Source organism: bacterium, from assembly GCA_035281585.1.
Taxonomy (GTDB): Bacteria; UBA10199; UBA10199; order DSSB01; family DSSB01; genus DATEDP01.
The window spans coordinates 1-20,857 of the sequence record DATEDP010000038.1 but is presented as its reverse complement, the minus strand read 5'-3'; the positions used below and the strand labels follow the sequence as shown (position 1 = coordinate 20,857).

Here is a 20,857-nt window from a genome sequence, read left to right as displayed (position 1 = left end):
GTTTAGCCCCGCTCCTTTTGGGCCCAAGCGTCATGGGGGAGGCACAGAAAAAATCTCCCGAGACTGGGCCTTCTCGATCTTATTGAGTCGGGACAGTAAGTGTGGGGGGACATAATTTTTCCAGCGGCCCGATTCCCTTGTCTGCGTCACAAGGGACTTGACCCTCGAGTAATCTTTAGGTGGATTACCGAATGGGATTGGAGCGGGAAACACCATCCACGTCTGGGTGAATTGGGGATAGGCTTTCTCCAGGCCCTTAATATACCAATGGGCCACTAAATCGGCGAGAAAGGGATCGGACTTAAGCCTTTCGCTCCGTTCGAGTTCACGGCTTAAAATAGGGTCCCATCGATCATAAACGCTCCTTCTCGCACGGGGATGAGGACCGACAGGTGCATAAAGGATCAGGTCCACCATCGTTTGGGGGGAGATAACAATTCCGGCCTCGGGCTTGTTTTGTGCCAGGTCTACCGAACCTTTTTTGGGCACCGGGGCCTGAGGAAAAGCGGAGCTATCATTCGTGTTGAGCAATTCCACTTCGATAAAATTTTCTTCAAGAGAAGGGGGGGACCAGGCGGTCTGTTCTCCTTTTGCTTCCAGGTAAGTCACTTTTTTAGGGTCCGATAGAAAGACACCCAAAGGGGTGAAATGTCTCTGCGATTCTTTGAGCTTAGGGAACTTTTCGAGGCCTCGAACAATGCTTAAATTCTTTATCCGTGCGGAAACGGACCCGACCTGATTTATCATCAAAATAATATCTTTGGGATTTTCTTCAATCGATCGGAGGAAAAGCCTGTTTTTCTCGGCGACGGCACGTGTGCGGGAAAACGGTTCTATAATCTGGGTAACCGCCAATTCTCTTATTGGATCGTCATCAGTTAAGGAGACGTTACCTGGCAATAGACGCGATAAATCTTCCAAGAAAACCCGCATCTGATCCCATTCCTTCAGAAATAAGATCACTTGATCTAAATCCGCATCTTGAAGAGTCGGAAAAATTTTATAGGGATCGGCCATTATCGTTTCTATCTTCCGAAATCGCCCGGAGGCCTCCCGACGTGCTAAGGAACCTCTCGCCAACGAAGTGAGAAACATCATCCTTTCCGAGTCGGTCTGAAGGTTTAAGAAACGATCCCTTTGCTCAGAAGTGCGAAAATAAAGTATCGAATCGCCCCCTTGATACCAAGCCACCCCAAAATCAATCCAACGATCTGAGAAAAGATCTGGCGCGTCGCTGAAGAGGCGATATTCCCTTCTTTTTCCTTCTTTCTCCTCGATGGGGCCGAGAGAATCTTGGGTAAATTCTGACCCTTTCACCGGATTCGTCGAAGGTGAAACGGTTTCCTCCCTTCCCTCGAAGTCAGGGGGCGAAAGTACCTCCTCTTCCATCGCTTCGAATTGGGGGACCTCCAGAATCGCATCCTCCGGCACATCGCCGTTGAATGGAATATCGGATGAAGGCAAATCGATGGAGTCCTCCTTGACAAAAAAGCCCTGCTCCGCCCTTTCGTCAGGCATGGGATTTGAGCTGACTCTTGGAGAAATAAGCAGATCTTTAAAGCTCATGGGTGAATCTTGACCTTGTTTGATGAGAAAGCCGGCATAGACAATCGCAGGATCATAAATCGGGGCCACCACCTCTTTACTCTTTCTTCCGGAAATAAGATTCTGCACCCAATCGATTTTTCCATCGGGCCTTTTGTGGAACAAGACAGGCTGAACATGTCTTTTGAAAACTTGCACCCCGATGCCGTAACTTTCGGGCAGCGCAATGCCTGAGTGAAAAAAGGCGGCCAAAAACATCTTGGTCTGGGCGCTGCAGTTCCCTTTTTTAAATTCCAGAAAATCGCTGATCCGGGAAAAGCTTCTCCCGTAATTCATAAAGTGCCGGTAATAAAGTTGGGTGGCGAGTGAGAAGGTATCCTTCAGCTCCGAATAAAGGGAAATGCTCCTGGGAAAATCCTCGAATTCGCTTTGAAGATTTTGAACTCTCTTTCCGGTTTCGTCATCCGAAAGGGAATTGGCCCCGATGGTCTCGATCTCGATTAGGAACGTGCTCGGGTCGGGTTGAAACTCAAGGTCCTCTTTCTTTTGCTTAAGCGCATCCGTTGCTACCTCGATCAGTCTTTCCTTGCGTCTCTTGGCCTGATCTTTAAGGGAAACCTTCTCTTCTTCGCTCAATGCGGCGGCTCCCAAGGCCACCCCATGCACCGCGGTCGAGATCCCCAAATAAATAATGAAAGGGGGAAGTGCCGGCGTATCAGGAAAGGAAGCTTTCAGAGGCCGAGGACCATGCAGATATCCTTCGGTCGGACCGAAGAACCGAGAAAAGGAAAACCGTCTCGATGGAATCGGCCATGGGAGCGAAGGTTTAGCTTCCGAATCGCTATAAGAAAAAAGACGAGGAAGTTGAGGAAGCGAAAACGAGGGTAGGGAAGGCTCCCAAGTCGAATCCCGGTTCAAATTTGAAATGGAAAAAAGTTCGGACACTCCCTTATTTCCTTTGGGTGGACTTCAAAAGAAGTGCTCTCATGCTAAGAAGGCTAAGCGCAAGCAGACCTAGAGACAAAGGAGTAAAGACGGCTTGATCTTTGCTCAGTTGACAACCACCTCCCGTTCCGGAGTCGGCCAAGCGAAACACAAGAAAATCATCATCTTGGTTTCCAGCCACCAAGATTTTGCCATCAGCTTGAAGAGCTAAAGCATTAGCCAATTCGAAGGTTCCGAAATTGAACTCCGCCTTTCCATCGCTGCCAAAGGAGGTATCCAAATCTCCGTTGCTCTCATATCGTACAACAAAGATATTTAACTCTAAGGGGTTTGGAGGAGGAGCCATAACCGCAAATCCCGCAACGATAATCTTGCCATCCGATGACAAAGCGACCGCCGTTGCCAAAGCCGAGCTGCCAAAATTTGTGACAACCTTGCCATCGGTGCCAAAACCTGAATCTAAACTTCCATCCGGGTTATATCGGAGGATAGCGAAGCTTCCGGAAGAGTCAGTCTCCCCGGCTGAACCAACGAGGACCAACTTCCCGTCATTCTGCACCGTCAAAGCGGATTCAACATCAATCGTTGCGATATCAGTCCTTACCTTTCCATCCGTACCAAAAGAGAGATCGGGCAAGCCATCCCCTTCAAAGCGAAAGAGCGCAAAATCAGAATTTCCCCCATCACTAAAATCTCCCGAAATCAGGATCTTTTCTCCACTTTGTAAAGCGACCCCACCAGCCGTCTCAGAACCTCCAAAGTCCTGAATGACAATCCCTCCGGATCCAAAAGTACCGTCCAAATTTCCGTTAGCGTCGTAGCGCGCCAAGGCCACGTCGGTCACGCCCCCTCCTAACTGGGCACCCGTCACCAGAATTTTTCCATCGGGATAGAGCGTCGCAGAGATGACGCGTTCAAAGGAGCCTAAATCACTGACGGTCGTTCCTCCGCTTCCGAAACTGGCGTCCAAAGTCCCATCGGAATTATAGCGAGCCAACAGAAAATTTCCGTTGTTGGTTGTTTCGGCTGTTCCAACGGCTAGTATTTTTCCGCTCGGTAATGAAAAAATCTTGACCGCCCCTTCATTCTCACCAAAGTTTGAAATTACCCGGCCGCCGTTTCCAAACGTGGAGTCCAATTCGCCCGTAGGCAAAAACCTCAAAAGAACCAAATCGTCATCCACTCCATTGCTCGCCGCGCCGCCGGAGAGAATCTTCCCATCCGACTGCATAGCTAAAGTAAAGATCCGATCAGAAGGACCGACATTCTCCACAACTTTGCCGCTGATTCCAAAAGTTGTATCAAGATCCGCCGGGTTTGCCCCCGCCTTGAGGCTCAGCGTGAGACTAAAAATAAAAACAAATAGTAGTAGAAATTTTTTCATAGGGGTCCTGGCGAATGTATCGGCGGAAGAAAAATTACTCTCTTGGTTGCATTTCTAAAATAAGCAGCGTGAGGTTTGCTAAAAATTTATCGGACCGTTTTTCGGGAAGTTGTTCCTTCCACGGTAAAGATCCTTCAACCTCATGTCGCATTCTTTTCGAAATACTGGGAAGCCCAGGCTACTGCTCGAATAGATGGAGGCGAGAGATTTTAATGGGACGACTCGATGCTTAACAAATAGGTTTTCAGCAGGCTATAAAGGCAAAAGGAAGGCTTTCGAAGCAGCTCCTGATGCTGACGCAAATCTAATAAGTGCATCTCCCATCTTCCGGCCGTAGCCGCCGAAACTAACCTGTCCCGAGCACCTGGACAAGGACCTCGCGGGGGCGCGGCCCGTCGAACTCGATCAGCGCCACTTTTTGCCACTGGCCGAGGACCAGGCGGCCTTCACGGACGATGAGCGTCACGCTCGGATGGCCGAAGAGGGTGGATTTCACGTGGGCGTCGCCGTTGCGGTCGCAATGGCTGTCGTCGTCGCAGAGGTTCACCGTCCTCATGGGGCTGTTGTGGAGATACGAGTCGCTCTTGGGGGCGAAGAGGCGGATCTTCCTCATCAAATCCGTCAGGAGCATGGGTTCGTCGAGCTCGTTGACGACGAGCGTGGCCGACGTGTGAAGGATCTGAGCCGTGAGAATTCCGTCGACGATTCCCGCCTCGCGAACGATTCGCTTCAGCTCCTCCGTCAGGTTTTGGATGTGAAAGCAATCCGACGGTTCGATGAACGGCGCGAGCCGAGGATCGAAGTCGGTTAGGTTCTGCTGTTTGGTCTGAACCGCGATCCGGGCGTGATGGGCGAGCAAAGAAATTTCGCCTCTCAAATTTTCGGTGGTCGACTGACTCGTACGTTCCATTATCTCCCCCTCCTTATCGGGATCTCGACGGCTTCGAGGAGATCTGTTTACTTGGTTGGTTCACTTAAAAATAACATTTTCAAGTCCAGTGACAAAACAAAAACGACCGTGGAGAGAAGATCCAGAGCCGCTTTCAACCGCTTAGTTTCACTCTTAATGACGTGAGAATTTTTTTTACCACTCCCGCTTTGCTTGACACTCCAGTTCCCTCGCTATGTAAAATCCTTCCCAATTCCACATCCGAATAATTCATCTTCAACATAAACAGGGAGGGACTTCTCATGAAGATATTGTCGGCCTTCGTGGCGATTTTTCTTTTGGGCATCACAGCCGCACTGGCGGGAACCGGCAAGCAGTCTTACAGCTTGCCCGGCGAGTTGCCCGCGGGCAGCTCGGTTTGGCTGTCGGAGTATGTGGAGGCGGTCGGCGCGGGGGCGGCGATTGCCTCCACCTTTCGGGTTCCGCCGTCCAATCCGGCCAACTTTTACGCCGGGATCACCCACGTGAACTCGGACGGAACGCTCAACACGACAATGGCGCCGGACGGCGTGTTGATTCATCCCAACAAAACTAACATGTATGGGTTCGACTCCGCCTTCGACAAGCTGGCCTTGGCCGGCACCTGGGGCCCCAATGGCAATCCGAGCTATATGCAGACCTTTTCGGCCCTTGAGCCGGAATTCGATTCGCCGGCCATCGGTCTCGGTGGCACCCTTCGCTTCGCGGCGGTGCGACGGGTGCTCTGCTGGCCACGGCCTCTCCACTCATCGGTCATACTTTTGTGAAGGATATGGCGGTCGACTCGCAGGATCGCATCGTCCTCGCGGGCATTTTTTCCACGGTCACTCCGGCATCCAGCCACCAGGCGACCGTATTGCGCTATACGAGCAGCCTTCAGGCCGACGCGAGTTTCGGAACCGCCGGCAAGGCGACTTATGCTTTTCTCTCCGCCCCCGGCGCCACCTCTTGCCCGACCGGCGGGAGCGGCACCGGCTGCAACGTCGGCGGAGTGGCGATTCAAGCGGACGATAAGATCGTGGTCGGCGGGTATCGCAACGCCTTCACGGCCCTCGCGGTGGCGCGGGTCAATGTCGATGGAACGCTGGACACCACGTTCGGCAGCTCGGGCGTCGAGTACCTCACGATTAGCGGCTTCACCCTCTATGATAACGGCTCCATCGATCTGGATGAAGATGACGGGATCTGGATCACCGGCGGCGCCTACCAGGCCGGCTACTCCAACCGGAAAACTCTCTTGGCCCTGCTGACGCCGAACGGCGCGCTGGACACAAGTTTCGGCTCGACTCCTTAAGGCCGGCTTTATCCTTGAAGAGCCTGGATCTCCTCAAAGAGATCCAGGCTTTTCTTTTAAGCAAGTCCCAAGAATTCGCAGGCTTTGAAAAAGCAGCCGTTCCGATCGGCGTGCCCGAAGACGGCGGTCATCCCGTCCCCGAGATGATCTCCGACGTTTTTTCGGCGCCGAATGCCTTTGGCAGATAGTTGATGCCGGTTCAAGTCCATAGAGGCTACGGGAGATTTGCTCATGGGTTTTATGGAGAAAAATTTGTCATTTCGAGGCCCAAAAAAAAGCCCCGATCCCGGAGGATCGAGGCTTTTAGAAGAATAATGGCTTCGCTTAGAAGTTGTAAGCGAACTCGGCAGCGATCGCGTGCGACAGCGAGGTGGTGTCGCCGTTGGCGGCCGGGGTGACCAGGGTGGCTTGGGAGCCGGTGGTCGAAGCGAAGTGGTGGAGATCCATCCGGTACTCCAGCTTCATCTTCGCGCCGTCGGTGATCTGGTAGCCGGCACCGATCACGAAGTTGTGGATCTGTTGGTCCGCGCCGGTGAACTTACCCTGGAAGTCGTGGATATAGCCGTAGCTGAAATAAATATCCCAGACATCGCTGAGGGCATAGTCGAGGACCAGCAAGCCGCCCAAGAACTTGGCGTTGGGGCCGGCCACCGTCGGCAGGTTGTTGCGCTGCTGATAGTGGAATTCGGCCGCGAGCAGGAAGTTCTCGGTGATCTTCCAGGCCAGGTCCATGTTGATCATGTGGTCGAGGTGGGCGTTGTTGTCCGGTTGCTCGGGGCCACCGGCATAGCTCAAGCCGACGGTGCTCTTCTTGCCTTCCTCGCCCCAGTTGAAGCCGAGACGCATACCCCACGAGGGAATCGCGCTGTCGGCGCCGGAGCCCGGAGGGCCAACCAAGCAGGCCGCGCCGATGATGACGCAGTCATAGAGGTTGTTCACCAGGTAGAGGTGGAAGTCGAAGTGATCGCCGAAAGCCCAGTACATCTTCGCACCGGTTCCGTTGGTCGGGGTGACGAAGTTGTAGATGTTCGAGAAGGAGATCGTCACGTTGTCGGCGCGATCGACCAGGTAGTAACCCATCGGGATGTTGAAGCGACCGATCAGGAACTCACCCTTCAGGACACCCAGGGTGACATAGCCTTGTTCCAGCTCGAAGTTGGAGCCGGTCAGGCCGGTATCGGTGTTACGACCCGAGCCGGAGAGCGAACGTCCGAAGTCGAGGTCGGCGCGCAAGCGGATCCGCTCGCCGAAGCTCTTCTGGATGTCCAACTCGACCTGATCGACGTAGAAGCCGAAGGTGTCGCGGTTGGGGGCGGTGGCACCGCGGAAGTCGCGAAGACCGCCGCTGATGTCGCCGATAGCGGCGTTGTCGTCGTGCTGCCAACCGGTCACGATGTCAACGTTACCGCTGAATTCGACACCGCCGGCCGCCGAATCCTCGGCGTGAACGGGCAAGCTCAGGCTCAGAGCGAGCAGGCTTGCCGCGATGGTTAGTTTTTTCATGGTCATCTCCTTCTTTCTCCCAAGGTAACGAGGATCCCAAAAGGCCACGCAACCCGGCAGTTATGTACAAAAAACTTGTGGAATTTTGCTGACTTAGGCTGCAAGGGGGGTGCCAAAAGAGAAGGCGGAAAAACGATGGAAATATGCTGGCTTAAAAATGGGCCCTTCCCGGTTTAGCCCGATCAATCCGCCTAAATTATTGGCACCTGACGAAAACTGCAGCACTCCTTTCCGTTAAAAGTTGTAGGCGAACTCCAGCGCGAGGGCGTTGGAGATCGCCGAGCGATCGCCACCGGTCAGCGCGGCCGCGACGGCGGCGCTGTAGTTGTGGAGATCCAATCGGTATTCGAACTTGAGCTGGGCTCCATCCGTGATCTGGTAACCGGCGCCGATGCTGAAGTCGTGAATCTGCTGGTCGAGGCCGGTGTAGGCTCCGGTCGGATCGATGTCGTGGATGTAGTCGTAGCGGAAATAAATGTTCCAAGTCTGATTGGCGATGAAGTTGACCAGCAGGAAGCCGGCCAAGCCCTTGCTGTTGGGAGTGCCCGGAGGAAAAGCTCCGGTCACGTTGTCCTGCCGATAGAGGAACTCGCCGCCCAGGTTGAAGCGCTGGCCCAAGTAGAGATTGAAATCCAAATCGATGATGTGAGTCAGATGGGCGTTGTTGCCGAACTGCTCAGGACCGCCGGCGTAGCTGAGGCCGACGGTGTTTTCCTTGCCCTCGCCGCCCCAGGTGAAGCCCAAGCGAGTTCCCCAGGAGGGAATGGCGCTGTCGGTCCCGACTGCGCCGCCGAAGACGTCTTGGAGGTTGTTGACGAGATAGAGGTTCCAATCGATGTTGTCGTTGAAGGCGTAATAAATCTTGGTGCCGGTGACGTTCTGGGGACGAAGGTAGCGGTAGAGATTGGAATAGGAGAGGGCGACATTGTCGACCCGGTCGACGCTCTCCAAGCCGATCGGCGCGTTGAAGCGGCCGAGCAGCAGCTCCATGCCCTTGCCGACCGGGATATTGGTGGTGATGTAGCCCTGCTCGAGGTTGAAGTTGGAGCCGGCCTGGGTGGTGCGGCCCGAGCCCGAGAGGAAGCGGCCGAAATCGAGGTCGGCCCGGATCCGGATGTTTTCGCCGAAGGTCTTCTGGAGGTCGAGCTCGACCTGGTCGACATAGAAATTGAAAGTGTCGCGGTTGGGAACGGCCAAGCCGCGGAAATCGCCGAGCTGGCCCGAGCCCGATCCGGCGGTGTCGACCGCGTTGCAGCCCAATCCGCCGGGCCCGAAGGCGCAGCTGCCGCCGACGCCCGGTGCCGGGCCGTCGAAAGTCGAGCCGTCATCGTGCTGCCAGCCGGTGACGATGTCGACGTTGCCGCTGAACTCGAGGCCGGCGGCCTTGGACTCGGCGGCAAGCGCCTGGCCGAAACCGGTTAGGGATAAGAGGCTGGCGGCGAGGGCGTAGGCTAATGGCTTCTTCATCGTATCTTCTCCGTCGAAAAGACCCGAACAGGGGTGGCGGATAGAGGAAGGCCCTTTAAGAATGCCCTTCTCATCCGCCTTAAATCCGAAATTTGGCTTTGGAAACCTCGCCCGATATTCCCTTAGAAATCCCAGTCCTACCTCTCGGGCGATAGAAAAATAAAATTACTTATATTAAAATCACACTTAAATTATATATAATTATACGTCAAGTTTTTTGCTCTATCCTTAGGCAAAGGCTCCAAATTTTGCGGCTAAATGGCGGATGCTTGGGGTAAAGTCAAATAGAATCTTTATGCGCTGCGTTATGAATTTTCTAAACGCTCGAAGGGTCGAGGAAGATGGCTGAAGTAGCGATTAAACGGAAGGTTTTGGTGGTGGATGACGATCCGCAGATCCGCAAGATTCTCACCCGGATGCTGGAGCCCTCCATCTATGAGATTCGGAGCGTCGACGACGGCTTTACGGCCATTCAGTCGGTTCGAGAGTGGGAGCCGGACCTGGTCATCCTCGACATCATGATGCCGGGCATGTCGGGCATCGAAGTTTGCCGGCAGATCCGAGCCGAGCAGGCCGGGGCCAATCTGCAGATCCTCATGCTCTCGGCCAAGGACTCCCAAGCCGACCGCCTCCGCGCTTTGGAATACGGGGCCAACGACTACGTCACCAAGCCCTTCCACATCGCTTCGCTCGGCCGCAAAATCCAATACATGTTCGAGAAGTCCTAAGAGTCCGTGATGCCGCTGGCTTTTGTCTTTCTGCCCGGTCGGGGTCGGGGTGGGAGTGCCTCTCAGAATTCTGCCCGGTCGGGCTAGTCGGGCCAAAAAATCCGCTTCGCAATAAAACTTGGTGGGCTGAATTCAACTAGCAATTGCAACACTCAAGGGCGAAGGCCTCAGCGGGAGTTTTGAAGTTGAGGCATTTCCGTGGACGATGATTGAGCCAGCGCTCAATGGATTTTATCTTATTCTTTGAGACCTTAGCGAAGTCCGTTCGCTTGGGCAAGAATCGCCGAACCAGACCAACGGTGTTCTCCACCGTGCCCTTCTCCCAACTATGGAAGGGAGTGCAGAAGTAGGACCGGGTGCCCAATACGGCGTTGACGCGTTCATGCTCCACGTTTTCCCGGCCATTGTCATAGGTGAGAGACTTGAGCAGTTTTCCAGGGAGGCGGCTCAAAGAGCGGTTCAAGGTGCTCCGCACCCATGCCGCTGTCTTTCGATTAAGTTTATGCAACCGGGTAAAACGTGTCTTTCTCTCCACTGTCACCAGCAGAGCGGCTTGGCCTTGCCAAGAGACGGCCGTATCGGATTCCCAATGGCCAGCTTTAAGACGCTTTTCGACGTGTTTGGGACGCCGTTCAATGCCATTTCGCCCAGGAATATGGAGGCTTTTCTGCTTTTTGCCCGGGTAGCGACGCCGCCGTCGTTTTTTCCCCCGAGCCAGAAACCGGACCAAATTCTCAGCCTCGGCATAGATCCATTGGTAGATGGCCTCATGGCTGATACGAAGCGAGGGTTTCTGCAAAGCTAGGCGCCCTGCAATCAGCTCGGGCGACCAACCCAGCTGAAGCTTGCTTAAGACATAACGGCGTAGTTCAGGGCTTTTGAGCCGGGGTCGCCGATGACTCTCTCGGTTTCTCTTGACGGCACGCTCGTGGGCTTTATGGGCAAGGTAATAACCGGTGTAGATGGGAGGAGCATTACGCTTAAACTCACGGCTAATGGTGCTGGGGCAACGGCCCAACTTGCCGGCGATCTCACGGAATGATTTCCCTTGGCCGCGCATCACGGCTATCAGGTCTCGCTCCTCGATGCTTAGGTGCCTAAACTTTTTGCTCATGCGGCTTGGGTACCGCAGAAACCTTATAACCCTAAGTGTTGCATTTGCTTATTGAACCCGTGTGGCTTCCTTCGTCAGCCCCTAAGTTTTTTGCTCCGTCGGATTTTTTGCCCCTCCTACGCCCTCCCTCCTGCAGAGATATTCTGAGAGAGGCACTCCCACCCCGACCCCGACCTCCCACTGTGCCGACTTGCCTGTCATCCTGAGCGAAGCGAAGGATCTATGACCGCCCAAGGTGGATGATCTACCAAAAGAGGTCACAGATCCTTCGCTTCGCTCAGGATGACCTTGCATCAGCACGGAGGTAGGTCGGGGAGGGCCGGGCAGAAACATCTTAAGCAACGCGCCGAGATCTCGCGCGCGCCTACCGCACTTCGAAGATGTATTCGATTTCCACGCAGGAGCCCATGGGGAGGTCGGTGACGCCGACGGCGCTGCGAACATGCTTGCCGTTCTCGCCGTAGATTTCGACCAGGAGATCGCTGGCGCCGTTCAGCACCTTGGGCTGGTCGACGAAGCCGGGCATGCCGGAGACGAAACCCACCACCTTGATGACTCGCTTCACCTTGTCGAGCCGGCCGATCTCGGATTTCAGCAGGGCCAGGGCATTGAGGGTGCATTGCTTGGCGCCGCGGATGGCGGCTTCGAGGGTGATCTCCTTGCCGAGCCGGCCTTTGTAGGCACCGAGACTGTTGTTGAAGATCGGGAGCTGGCCGCTGATATAGACCAGGTTGCCGACCCGCGTCACCGGAATGTAGCTGCCGAGGGCCGGCGGCAGGTCGACCGGGAGCTTGAGCAGCATTCCCAACAGCTTCTTCTCGATCGGATCGAGCTGCTTGCCGCCGGGGCCGGTGGTGGTGGCCGGCAGGGCGGTTTCTTCGGATGCGGGCGCGGCCGGCTTTTTTTCCATTATTTTCTCCTCCGCGCGAGGCGCAGCGCCTTCACGGTCAAGACCAAGGGCAGGCCGGGATAGCGCTTGAGGTCCTCACTCAACTTTGGCGGCAAGGACACCGACTTCATGATGTCGTCGATGGTGCCTTCCTTCAACTCCTCGGTGAAAAAATTATGCTTCTTGAGGGTGGAGAACAAAGTGTCGATGTGCTTCTTGAATCCGAGCCGCGGATTCATCAGGTATTCGAAAAAGGGATGGATCGTCGTGAACAGGACCCGCCCGCTGTCTTTGAGACAGCGCGAAGCTTCCGGGATCAGGGCCGGCAAGTCCGAGCGCCAGGCCAGGGCCGAAGGGTAGATCATGAAGTCGAAGCTCTCTTCGGCGAAGGGCAGATGCTCGATCGAGCCTCGGGCCTTGGCATGGGGCGCGGCGGTGGGAGCCGCCGCCGGAGCGGTGGCCGTGGCCCGCGAAACGTCGAGCTCGACGATGTCCTGGGCGCCGCGCTTGGCCAGAGTCTCGAGGTAATTCTCGCCGCCGGGGCTCAGGTGAAGGCACTTCTTGCCGTTCAAGGCCGGAAAGAGCGGGACGATCTCCTTGCGCTCGGCGCCGGCGAGCAGGCCGTGGAGCTGGCGCTCGTTCCATTGAATGAAGCCGAAGTCCTGGCCCTCGGTGTCGATGACCCCGGTTTTTTTGGGTTTGGTCGCCGGCTTCTTCTTCGAGACGGTCGACGCGACTTTCTCGACCACGGTGCCGACCTTGGTCATGAGGCTGGTGAGCATTTTCTGCATAGCGGTTTTCAGTTTAAGCAAAGGGGCCCGGCTTTGCCAAATGATTACGGGGCTTGGGAATTCCAAAATTGAAAAGGATCGGCGCCGCTTTGGCTTTCGAAAACCGGCAGCTTGTGCTTCTTGCGCCGGGCCCAGGTCCGCAGCTCCCGGGCCAGAAGCGGGACCATGCCGATCTCGCCGGCGAAATGGCCGACGTCGACCAGCGCGATCCCCTCGGCCAAGGCGTCCAGCGCATGGTGGTACTTGACGTCGCCGGTGACCAGGAGATCGGCGCCGGCGGCCTTGGCCTCGGCGAAAAATCCGCCGCCGCTGCCGGTCATCACCGCGATCCGCCGCAAGGGATGGTTGGGATCGCCGACGTAGCGCAGGTTGGCCAAACCCAAAGCCTGGGCCGCCTTGGGCAGCCAGCTCTTGAGCTTGGTCGGCGTCACCGACCCGAGGCGCCCCAGGCCGGCTTTGGGATGCCGGCGATCGCGCGAGGCAAGCAGCGGCCGGAGGCCGCGCAGCCCCAGCTTGCGGGCCAAATCTTCGTTGAGGCCGCGGTCGGCGGCATCGAGATTGGTATGAAAGGAAAGGATCGAAACTCCGGTCTGGGCCGCCAAACGGGCGACCCGGGAGGCCGGCGTCGAGTCGTCGAGCCGCTTCAGCGCCTTGAAGAAAAGCGGATGGTGGGTGACCAGCAAGTTGCAATCGTGCTCGACCGCCTCCCAGAGCGCGGCTTCGGTGGCGTCCAAGGCGACCAGTAGGCCGTGGATTTCCTCGGAGCGGCTGCCCACCTGCAAGCCGACCGGATCCCAGTCCTCGGCCAGCGTCGGCGGCGCCAAGCGCTCGAGATAAGCTTGGATCTCATGGAGCGAAACGAGTTTCTTCACCGCTCCGACTCTAGCGCGGGCTCGCCGCCGGGAGAAGGAAAATTGCTCTACTGCTGCGGCGCCGCCGGCTGAGTCTCGGCCGATTGATATTGCGGCGTCCAGACCAGCCGGACGTCGTCGTTATAGGTCGCGGTGTAACCGGTGGCCGAGTTGTTGCCCGGCGTGTAAGTCGCCTTGAATCCGTTCACCGGCGTGTAGCTGTTCCCATTCGACGGCGGGCTATAAGTGGCGCTGAGATCGGTGATGGCCTCGTACTGTTGATTCTGGTTCACGGTGGTGCTGGTCGACAAGTTGGCGTCGAGGACGGCCTTGGCTTCGAAGTAGCCCAAGGCTTGGAGCAGGCTCAGCTCGGCTTGGACCGCCTTGTATTTCTCGCGCAGGACCGCCGCTTCGGCGCTTTGGTTGGCGACCGCCACCTCGAGCTGGGCTTCGAAGTCCTTGGCTTGGGCGACGACGACCGCGATCTGATCCTTCAAGGCGGTCATCACTTCTTCCTTGGTCGGCCGGAACTCCAGCGCCGCCTCGTCGGCGATGTCGACCAAGGTCACGACCGCGGTCTTCTTCTCGACCGAGAAACCGGTGTGAAGGACGTAGTCCTTGTCGCCGACCCGGACCGCGATGCCCTGAGCGATGGTGGCGACGGCGTCGCGGATCCGATCCTTGCGGTAATGGTTCAGGTGGTATTGGGTCGAGAAGCTCGCGTCGTCGAGCTTGGCCAAGAAATCCTTGATCGCGGTGACGTTGGCGATCTCGCCGTCGTAAGCCGGCACCCAAGCGATCGATCCCGAGAGGCCGAAGACCGCGGCATAGGCCGCGTAAAGCGTCTGCCGAAGCTGGAGCAGCCGGACCAAGGCGACGTAGGCTCGATCGAGGTTTTCCCATTTTTCGTCGGTCGGATCGGAGCCGTAGCGCCCGACGTTGCCGCCGAAGCGAATCACCGCGTTTTCGATGTCGGCGTTCAAGGTGCCGTAGACCAGCTTGTCGGCTTGAACGAAGTAGTTATGAATCGCGCTGAGGTCGGCCACCGTATAGCTGGCCGGCTTGGCCTGATAGACGGCATGGAAGCCCGAAACTTGGGCGACTTGAAAGACATAGTCCCGCGGTTGATGGGTGAGGACCGCGAAGCGCTCATAGGCGTCGCCCTCGGCGCTGCAGAGATCCTTGCCCGGCTCGCCGCTGATCTTCACGGTGCCGAGGCCCTCGACGCCGAGATTGGAATCGGCCGAGCTTTCGGCCCCGGGGACCGACACTTCACCGCCGTCTTTTTTACTGCAGGCGCTGAAGCTTAGGCTCATGGAGAGGGTGAGAAGGATGGTCCAGAGACGGAAGAAAAAAGACATGAAAGGGCCTCCAAAAAACATCAGCGAGCCCGATCTTTGTTTATTGCAAAATTTAGACCATGGCTAACAAATTAAGCCAAGCAAAATTAAGCACTTAGGCCCGTTTGGCTGCTAAGTCCTTATCAAGATGAGAATATTCTCAATTTGAAAGAGAGGCCTCCGGAGCCTCGCGCAGCTGGCGGTAAACCGTGCCGACGTTGATCCCGAGCTGCTTGGCGACGGCATAGGCGCTGGAATGAAGTTTCCGGTGGGTTTCGAGGATGACCTTGCGGCGGAGCCCCTCGACGGTGGTGCCTTCGGGAAACGAAGGGAAGCTTCGCCAGGCCTCGGCCTTGGCCTTGAGCTCGTACTTCCGGACCTTGACGTAGACCGTGGCCACGCCGACGCCCAGCTCGCGGGCCGCTTTTTCGCAGTTCATCGCGCAGCGGGCGAGGACCGTTCCGTAAAGCGCCTCCTCATAGCGTTCCCAGGTCCAGTGGTCGAACTCGGCCGCGGCCGGCGCTGTGGCCGACTTGACCGCGGCCAGCGGCGGCCGGTCGGGAATCGCCGGCGCTTCGGGCGGCGCGCTCAAGCGCTGGCGCAGGAAGGCCGGGATGGCTTCGAGCCGGATGAGCCCGCGCTCGGAAAAGGCGGCCGAGGTCCGGATGAAATTTTCCAGCTCCCGGATATTGCCCGGCCAGTCGTAGGCGTTCATCAAGGTCAAGACCTCGCGGGCGAGCCGGGGCGCTTTGGCCAAGCGATGCTCCTGGACGCTCTGCTCCAAGAAGTGATTGGCCAGCAGCAGCATGTCCTCGCGGCGCTCGCGCAGCGCCGGCAGTTGCAAGACCATCTGGGCGACCCGATAGTAGAGGTCCTCGCGGAATTTTCCATCGGCGATCCACTCCTCGAGCCGGCGGTGGGTCGCGGAGATGACGCGGATGTCGACCGCCAGCGGCCGGGTGTCGCCGAGCCGCACGATCTCCTTTTCTTGCAAAGCCCGGAGCAGCTTGGCCTGAGTGTTGAGCGGCAGCTCGGCGATCTCGTCGAGGAAGAGAGTTCCGCCCTGGGCTTCCTCGAGCAGGCCTTTCTTGTCGCGGATCGCGCCGGTGAAGGCGCCGGCCTTGTAGCCGAAGAGCTCGCTCTCCATCAGGTTCTCGGGGATGGCGCCGCAGTTGACCGCGACGAAGGGAGCCTGGCGGCGCCGCGAATGCTCGTGGATCGAGCGGGCCACCAGCTCCTTGCCGCTGCCGGTCTCGCCCAAGATCAAGATGGCCAAGTTGGTGTCGCTGACCCGGTCGAGCAAGCCGAGGATCTCGACGATGGCCCGGCTCTTGCCGAGGATCCGCGGATAGGGATTCTTGAGCTGGCCGCGCAGGTCGACCTTGAGCCGGTCGATCTCCTCCTCGGCGGCTTCGAGCTGGCCCTGCAGCTTGGCGTTCATCTGCTCCAGCCGCTTCAAGTTCTGGACGTTCTGCAGGGCCAGGCCGGCTTGGTCGCCGAAGGCCTCGAGCAAGCGCAGGATCCGGGGATTGAAGAGGTCGGTCTGGAAGCGGTGGGTGAGGTAGAGGACGCCGACCGAGCGGAGGCCGGCCCGGATCGGGACGCAGGCAATCGAGCGGAGATGCAAGGCCACCACCGACTGGAATTGGCTGAAGCCGCGGTCGTGCTGAGCGTCGGGCGTCACCACCGGGTTCCCGCTCTCCAAGACTTGGCGGGCGATCTGCTGGCTGATCTCGATCTGGCCGGGATCGAGCTCGGTGTTGAAAGCTTCGCGGACGGTCAAGCCCTCGCGCTCGTCCTCGAGCAAGAGCAGCGCGGTCTCGGCTCCGCAGAGCTCGGCGGCGTGCTCCAAAATTTTGCGGAACAAGAGCCGGGGGTCGCGTTCGGTGAGCAAGGCCCGGTTGATCTTGAGGATGTTGGAGAGGGCCGAATCCGAAGCCTCGGCGTCGAACTTCACCCGAGAGACCGGCTTTTCCTCCCGTCCGGCCCGCGGATCGACCGGCGCCCGTCCGAGCAATTCTTGCAAAGCCTTCTTCTCGGCCTCGCCCTCGGAGAGATGAATGAGGTCGGGCGCCAAGCGGCGGAAGCCTTCCAAGTCGCCTTCGTCCAGGGCCAAGGCCGCCATCGAGGCCAGCGGATAGAAGCGGAAGGATTTGAGGTGGATGTCCTCCTCCGAGCGGTTGCGGGCCTCGGCGAAATAGGCCCGGGCGGTCGCGAAGTCCTTGCGCTTGCGGCAGATCTCGCCCAGCTCCAAGGTCGCCCGGGCCATCAGGTAGCGGGTATGGGAGGACGGATGAACCTTGGCGACCAAGCGCTTGGAGAGCTCGATGTCGCGGTCGGCCTCTTCGAGCCGGCCGAGCTCGCTCAAGATCACCCCGCGGTTCTGGGCGACGGTGGCGGCGCAGAGGAAGTCGCGGCGGTACTCGGCCAGGGCCAAGCTGCGCTGGTAGTAGTCCAGCGATTCGGGCCGCTTGTCGACCAGCGAGGCGACATTGCCGAGGCCGTTGTAGGCCCGGATCAAGTAATCCCAATGCCGCTCGAGCCGTGCGGTTTCGGCAACCCGGCGGTAGGCCTCGGTGGCGCCGGGATAATCCTTGGCCTTGGCCAGGGCCTCGCCCAAGTTGTAGGCGACTTTCATCTTGAAGAAGGCGTCGGGGTGGTTGGCGAAGAAATCCAAATCGGTCTTGAGCTGGGCGATGCCTTCGTTCAAGCGCCCGGCCGCGAGGTAAGCGTTGGCCAGCTCGTTGTTCGTCACCAGCCGGGCTTCGGCCGGCGGCAGGGCCCGGGCTTCTTCGCGGGTCCTTTCGAATTCGCGGATCGCGGCTTCGGTCCGGCCTTCTTGCAGATCGAGGAAGGCGAGGAAGTTCCGCAGGCGCAGGCTCAAGCTCCGCGACGGCTCGGCGGTTTCCTTGAGCAAGGAGAGGGCGGCGGCGAAATCCTCCCGGGCTTCGGCGTAGCGGCCCTGCTTGGCGAAGATCCAACCGCGCAATTCCCAAACCCGCGGTTTTTGCTCCAAGCGCTCGGCCCGCGAGAAGAGGCTCGGCAAGTCGGACTCCAAGCGGCCGAGGATCTCCCGGGCCGGATCGAGGCGGTTTTCCTTGGCCAAGGCCTCGGCTTGGAGAAGCTCCAGCTGCCAGCGCCGCTCCGGCGATTTTTCTTGATCAAGAAGACGGTTCCAATCGGTTTCGGTCGAGGCCAGGCCGAAGAAATCGGGCACCGACTCGCGGTAGGCCGCGAGGTGCCACTTGCCGGAGGCGTCGACGATCAGCGGATCTTGGAGCAAGGACTCCAGCGCGGCCCGCATGGTGTCGGGATAGCCGCCGCTGAATTTTTGCAAGCCCTCGACGAAAGCTCGGGGCAGCTCGGCGTTGCGAGTGGTTTCGCGGAGGTATTGTTCGGTTTCGGCGAGGTTCAGCGGCCGCAGCTGCAAGAGCCGGGGTTGCCAAGCGGCGAGCTGGGCGGCCGCGGCGGCGGCGGCCTCGGGTTCGAGCGCCGTGGCCAGCGAAGCGAAGCGCGGCTTGGCCGGCAGATTCCGGAATTCCTCGGCCGAGAGAATGGCCAGCCCTTCGCCCTTTTCCTCGGCGCCGGTTTGAACTTCCAAATCCTGGAGCTCGGCCTCGTATTTCAGCTCGGTGAGCAGGGCTTCGGCTCCCAGGCCTTTTTCGCCGACCAGCAGCAGGGCCCTCTCCTTGGCGCCGCGCTTCAAGCCGGCGAGAAAGCTTTTGGCCTCGGCCAAAAGCTCGCTTCGCCCGACGAAGCTCTTGGGCAGGGAGCGGGGCCGAGCCGGGGCCAAGGCCACCGCGCCGTTGGTCTCGAGGTATTTCAACGCGTCCTCGGCCGAAGCCGGGCGCTGGCGCGGGTTCTTGGCCAGCATCAGGTCGAGCAGGGCCGAGAAGGCCGGCTCGACCTCGGGCCGCAAGGTGGCGATCGGCGGCGGCAGATAGTGGAGCTGGGCCCGGAAAGTGGCGAAGATGTTTTGGCGCAGGAAAGGGTTCTTTCCCGCCAGCAAGCTGTAGCAGGTCACGGCCAGGGAATAGAGGTCGCTCCGGGCGTCGACCGTCTCGCGAAGAATTTTCTCGGGCGCCAAGTAAGGCGGTGTTCCGCCGGACTTGGCCAAATCGGGCCGGGAGATGCCGAAGTCGATGAGCTTGAGGCGCGGCGCTTCGCCGGGCCTCGAGAGCAGGAAGAGATTTTCGGGCTTGAGATCGCCGTGCAGGACGTCGTGCGAGTGAAGATAGGCCAGGCCCTGCAAGGCTTGAATGAAAATGTCGCGGACTTGCGGATAGGACCAGGCGGCGCCATCGGAGGCCAGGGTCCGGCCCTCGAGCCATTCCTGGGTGAAATAGGGCCGGCGCAAATTTTCGTCGTGGCCGAAATCGAAAATGCGGACGACGTTGGCGTGCTCCAGGCCCTTGAGCAGGCTGAACTCGAATTTGAAAGTCGCCAGCCTCTCCTCATCGCTCAAGCCCTCGACTTTTTCGCGGAGCAGCTTGAGGGCGGCCAGGCCTTCGGGCCCCCGAACCTGAAACACTTCCCCGGCCATGCCGCTTCCGACCCGGGAAAGAACTTCGTAGCGGTGATCGATGAGGGCCGGGGTTTCGCTCATGGGCCCACTTTATCGAAGGCCGGCCGGCGCGGAAAGAGGGAAAATCTTAAAAATGAATAATTAGTTTGCAATCAATAATAATTTATTATTGTTTTTAAATATATAATGAAGAATCAGATTAGCAATGCCAAGGGACGGAGCATCAGGCGAACCCAATGATAGAAAATAAATCAAATAATATTAATCATATAGGTAATGTTTTTAGAAATGAACCAGGTATCAAAAATTATTCCGCCAATTTGGCATTTGACTTGCTTATATACTTTAGCAGAGGGACGAAGGTTGGCGAAAGATAAGGATCCCCGATCTGCAAAGCTCGCCGGCCTGAAAGGATGAAAGGCCGACGGGCTTTTTGAAAAAAAGATTTAAGGTCGCGTTCACAAAGGTTTCTGTCGAGGTGTATGGAGTGCCCCTCGATCGTTATCGAGAGCGCGACCTTTTTTTCCGTTTTCCGCGTTGTTCCCTGAGACGGAAATCCGCTTGTCGAGGCGGGGCGGCTCGATTCATAGTGTATCGCTTGGAGGAGAGGTACCGATGGCGAGATTGAGAAAAGGCATGTTCCGGCGGGCGATCCGCCATGCCCTTGGCTTCGCCGCCATGCTCCTGGCTTTGAGCCTTGCCGGCTGCGGCGGCGTTTCGCCGCCGGTCGGCATCCCGGCTCCGGTTTCCCAGCTCATGCAAATCCAAGGTCCCGATCCCACCGGAGTGGTCGCCGTGGTCGGCGAGCCCGGCTCGGTGCTGCCCGACGCCGTGGTCAGCGCCGCCAACCTCGACCAGGGCGGCCAGGTCATCCAGGCCAGCCGGTGGCAGGCCTGGCTCTTCGGCGTGGCCGTTGCCCAAACCAGCCCCAATTCGCCGATCGATCAAACCGAGCGCGCCGTGGTCGCCGCTTCCGACGGGTCCTTCCGGATGCGGCTCACCGGCACCCAGGGCGACACCCTGCGCTTCGTCCAAAACGTCGGCGGCGAAAAAAGCCCGCCCACCGACGTGACGGTTCCTCCGCCGGCGACGCCGGTTCCGGCTCCCTTGGCGCCGACGCCTCAGCCTGGTGCCACGATTTAATCCTATCTTGGCCAACACGCTTGTCATCCCGAACGAAGTGAGGGATCTCCTCGGCGATGCGTTACCGCAGTTTCGGCAACACCGACCTTAAAGTCTCGGAAATCGGCCACGGCACTTGGGCCATGGGCTACATGTGGGGCGCGCGCGACGACGCTCAATCGATTCGGGCCCTGAGCTTGGGCCTGGAGCGGGGGATCAATCTCATCGACACTGCCTGGATCTACGGCAAGGGCCACGCCGAGCGCTTGATCGGACGAGTCCTGCGCGAGACCGGCCATCGCCCCTACGTGGCCACCAAATGTCCGCCCAAAAACATGGTATGGCCGCCGACGCCGGGGATTCGGGCCGAGGAGGCCTTTCCGGCCGATTACCTGATCGGGAAAACCGAAACGTCGCTCAAGAACCTCGGC

At 58.2% G+C, this 20,857-nt stretch carries 16 protein-coding genes; 5 read left to right on the top strand and 11 right to left on the bottom strand.

Features of this window, described 5'->3' with window-relative positions; genetic code table 11:
• Window positions 1-30: 30 nt before the first annotated feature.
• The 3 genes from VJR29_02785 to VJR29_02775 all read right to left on the bottom strand — a co-directional run bounded on the left by VJR29_02785 (window position 31) and on the right by VJR29_02775 (window position 4,784).
• The gene (locus VJR29_02785; protein HKY62320.1) at window positions 31-2,490 is read right to left on the bottom strand and encodes a hypothetical protein; all 2,460 of its coding nucleotides are present in this window, start codon (window positions 2,488-2,490) and stop codon (window positions 31-33) included.
• Window positions 2,491-2,494: 4 nt separating this feature from the next.
• Entirely contained in the window at window positions 2,495-3,874 is a 1,380-nt protein-coding gene (locus VJR29_02780; GenBank protein ID HKY62319.1) for a delta-60 repeat domain-containing protein, read from the bottom strand.
• A 346-nt stretch (window positions 3,875-4,220) separates the two neighbouring features.
• On the bottom strand, window positions 4,221-4,784 hold the full coding sequence (locus VJR29_02775) for a secondary thiamine-phosphate synthase enzyme YjbQ (protein ID HKY62318.1): 564 nt from the start codon (window positions 4,782-4,784) through the stop codon (window positions 4,221-4,223).
• A 281-nt stretch (window positions 4,785-5,065) separates the two neighbouring features.
• Here VJR29_02775 and VJR29_02770 point away from each other — a divergent pair, with 281 nt between their 5' ends.
• The gene (locus tag VJR29_02770; protein HKY62317.1) at window positions 5,066-5,569 is read left to right on the top strand and encodes a hypothetical protein; all 504 of its coding nucleotides are present in this window, start codon (window positions 5,066-5,068) and stop codon (window positions 5,567-5,569) included.
• Window positions 5,570-5,574: 5 nt separating this feature from the next.
• Window positions 5,575-6,096: a hypothetical protein gene (locus tag VJR29_02765; protein HKY62316.1), complete on the top strand. Its 522-nt coding sequence runs from the start codon at window positions 5,575-5,577 to the stop codon at window positions 6,094-6,096.
• A 324-nt stretch (window positions 6,097-6,420) separates the two neighbouring features.
• Here VJR29_02765 and VJR29_02760 read toward each other — a convergent pair whose 3' ends face one another.
• Window positions 6,421-7,599, bottom strand: coding sequence for a porin (locus tag VJR29_02760; protein HKY62315.1), 1,179 nt, complete (start codon window positions 7,597-7,599; stop codon window positions 6,421-6,423).
• Between the two features lie 234 nt (window positions 7,600-7,833).
• Window positions 7,834-9,066, bottom strand: coding sequence for a porin (locus VJR29_02755; GenBank protein HKY62314.1), 1,233 nt, complete (start codon window positions 9,064-9,066; stop codon window positions 7,834-7,836).
• Between the two features lie 341 nt (window positions 9,067-9,407).
• Between VJR29_02755 and VJR29_02750 the strand changes: the two genes are divergently transcribed.
• A complete protein-coding gene (locus VJR29_02750) occupies window positions 9,408-9,794 on the top strand; it encodes a response regulator (GenBank protein HKY62313.1) in 387 nt (128 codons plus the stop codon).
• Window positions 9,795-9,930: 136 nt separating this feature from the next.
• Here the strand turns inward: VJR29_02750 and VJR29_02745 are convergent, their stop codons facing one another.
• From VJR29_02745 to VJR29_02720, 6 genes are all read right to left on the bottom strand, one after another.
• Window positions 9,931-10,908, bottom strand: coding sequence for an IS30 family transposase (locus VJR29_02745; GenBank protein HKY62312.1), 978 nt, complete (start codon window positions 10,906-10,908; stop codon window positions 9,931-9,933).
• A 364-nt stretch (window positions 10,909-11,272) separates the two neighbouring features.
• A complete protein-coding gene (locus VJR29_02740) occupies window positions 11,273-11,818 on the bottom strand; it encodes a RidA family protein (GenBank protein HKY62311.1) in 546 nt (181 codons plus the stop codon).
• Window positions 11,818-12,588, bottom strand: coding sequence for a methyltransferase domain-containing protein (locus VJR29_02735; protein ID HKY62310.1), 771 nt, complete (start codon window positions 12,586-12,588; stop codon window positions 11,818-11,820). Before VJR29_02735 ends, VJR29_02740 begins: the two co-directional genes overlap by 1 nt.
• A 44-nt stretch (window positions 12,589-12,632) precedes the next feature.
• Window positions 12,633-13,460: a Nif3-like dinuclear metal center hexameric protein gene (locus VJR29_02730; GenBank protein ID HKY62309.1), complete on the bottom strand. Its 828-nt coding sequence runs from the start codon at window positions 13,458-13,460 to the stop codon at window positions 12,633-12,635.
• 47 nt (window positions 13,461-13,507) lie between these two features.
• Window positions 13,508-14,800 (bottom strand): hypothetical protein, encoded by a 1,293-nt coding sequence (locus VJR29_02725; GenBank protein ID HKY62308.1) that lies wholly within the window; start codon window positions 14,798-14,800, stop codon window positions 13,508-13,510.
• 139 nt (window positions 14,801-14,939) lie between these two features.
• Window positions 14,940-19,385, bottom strand: a complete 4,446-nt coding sequence (locus VJR29_02720; protein ID HKY62307.1) for a sigma 54-interacting transcriptional regulator — start codon at window positions 19,383-19,385, stop codon at window positions 14,940-14,942.
• 534 nt (window positions 19,386-19,919) lie between these two features.
• Between VJR29_02720 and VJR29_02715 the strand changes: the two genes are divergently transcribed.
• Window positions 19,920-20,447, top strand: coding sequence for a hypothetical protein (locus VJR29_02715; GenBank protein ID HKY62306.1), 528 nt, complete (start codon window positions 19,920-19,922; stop codon window positions 20,445-20,447).
• A gap of 56 nt (window positions 20,448-20,503) precedes the next feature.
• On the top strand, window positions 20,504-20,857 hold a 354-nt coding region (locus VJR29_02710; protein HKY62305.1), incomplete at its 3' end, for an aldo/keto reductase.

What these genes read in the sequence shown, in the direction of transcription:
- VJR29_02780 (HKY62319.1), bottom strand. Translation starts at nt 3,874, where the DNA reads ATGAAAAAATTTCTACTACTATTTGTTTTTATTTTTAGTCTCACGCTG.
- VJR29_02715 (HKY62306.1), top strand. Translation starts at nt 19,920, where the DNA reads ATGGCGAGATTGAGAAAAGGCATGTTCCGGCGGGCGATCCGCCATGCC.
- VJR29_02740 (HKY62311.1), bottom strand. Translation starts at nt 11,818, where the DNA reads ATGGAAAAAAAGCCGGCCGCGCCCGCATCCGAAGAAACCGCCCTGCCG.
- VJR29_02765 (HKY62316.1), top strand. Translation starts at nt 5,575, where the DNA reads ATGGCGGTCGACTCGCAGGATCGCATCGTCCTCGCGGGCATTTTTTCC.
- VJR29_02770 (HKY62317.1), top strand. Translation starts at nt 5,066, where the DNA reads ATGAAGATATTGTCGGCCTTCGTGGCGATTTTTCTTTTGGGCATCACA.
- VJR29_02760 (HKY62315.1), bottom strand. Translation starts at nt 7,599, where the DNA reads ATGAAAAAACTAACCATCGCGGCAAGCCTGCTCGCTCTGAGCCTGAGC.
- VJR29_02775 (HKY62318.1), bottom strand. Translation starts at nt 4,784, where the DNA reads ATGGAACGTACGAGTCAGTCGACCACCGAAAATTTGAGAGGCGAAATT.
- VJR29_02720 (HKY62307.1), bottom strand. Translation starts at nt 19,385, where the DNA reads ATGAGCGAAACCCCGGCCCTCATCGATCACCGCTACGAAGTTCTTTCC.
- VJR29_02735 (HKY62310.1), bottom strand. Translation starts at nt 12,588, where the DNA reads ATGCAGAAAATGCTCACCAGCCTCATGACCAAGGTCGGCACCGTGGTC.
- VJR29_02745 (HKY62312.1), bottom strand. Translation starts at nt 10,908, where the DNA reads ATGAGCAAAAAGTTTAGGCACCTAAGCATCGAGGAGCGAGACCTGATA.
- VJR29_02725 (HKY62308.1), bottom strand. Translation starts at nt 14,800, where the DNA reads ATGTCTTTTTTCTTCCGTCTCTGGACCATCCTTCTCACCCTCTCCATG.
- VJR29_02750 (HKY62313.1), top strand. Translation starts at nt 9,408, where the DNA reads ATGGCTGAAGTAGCGATTAAACGGAAGGTTTTGGTGGTGGATGACGAT.
- VJR29_02755 (HKY62314.1), bottom strand. Translation starts at nt 9,066, where the DNA reads ATGAAGAAGCCATTAGCCTACGCCCTCGCCGCCAGCCTCTTATCCCTA.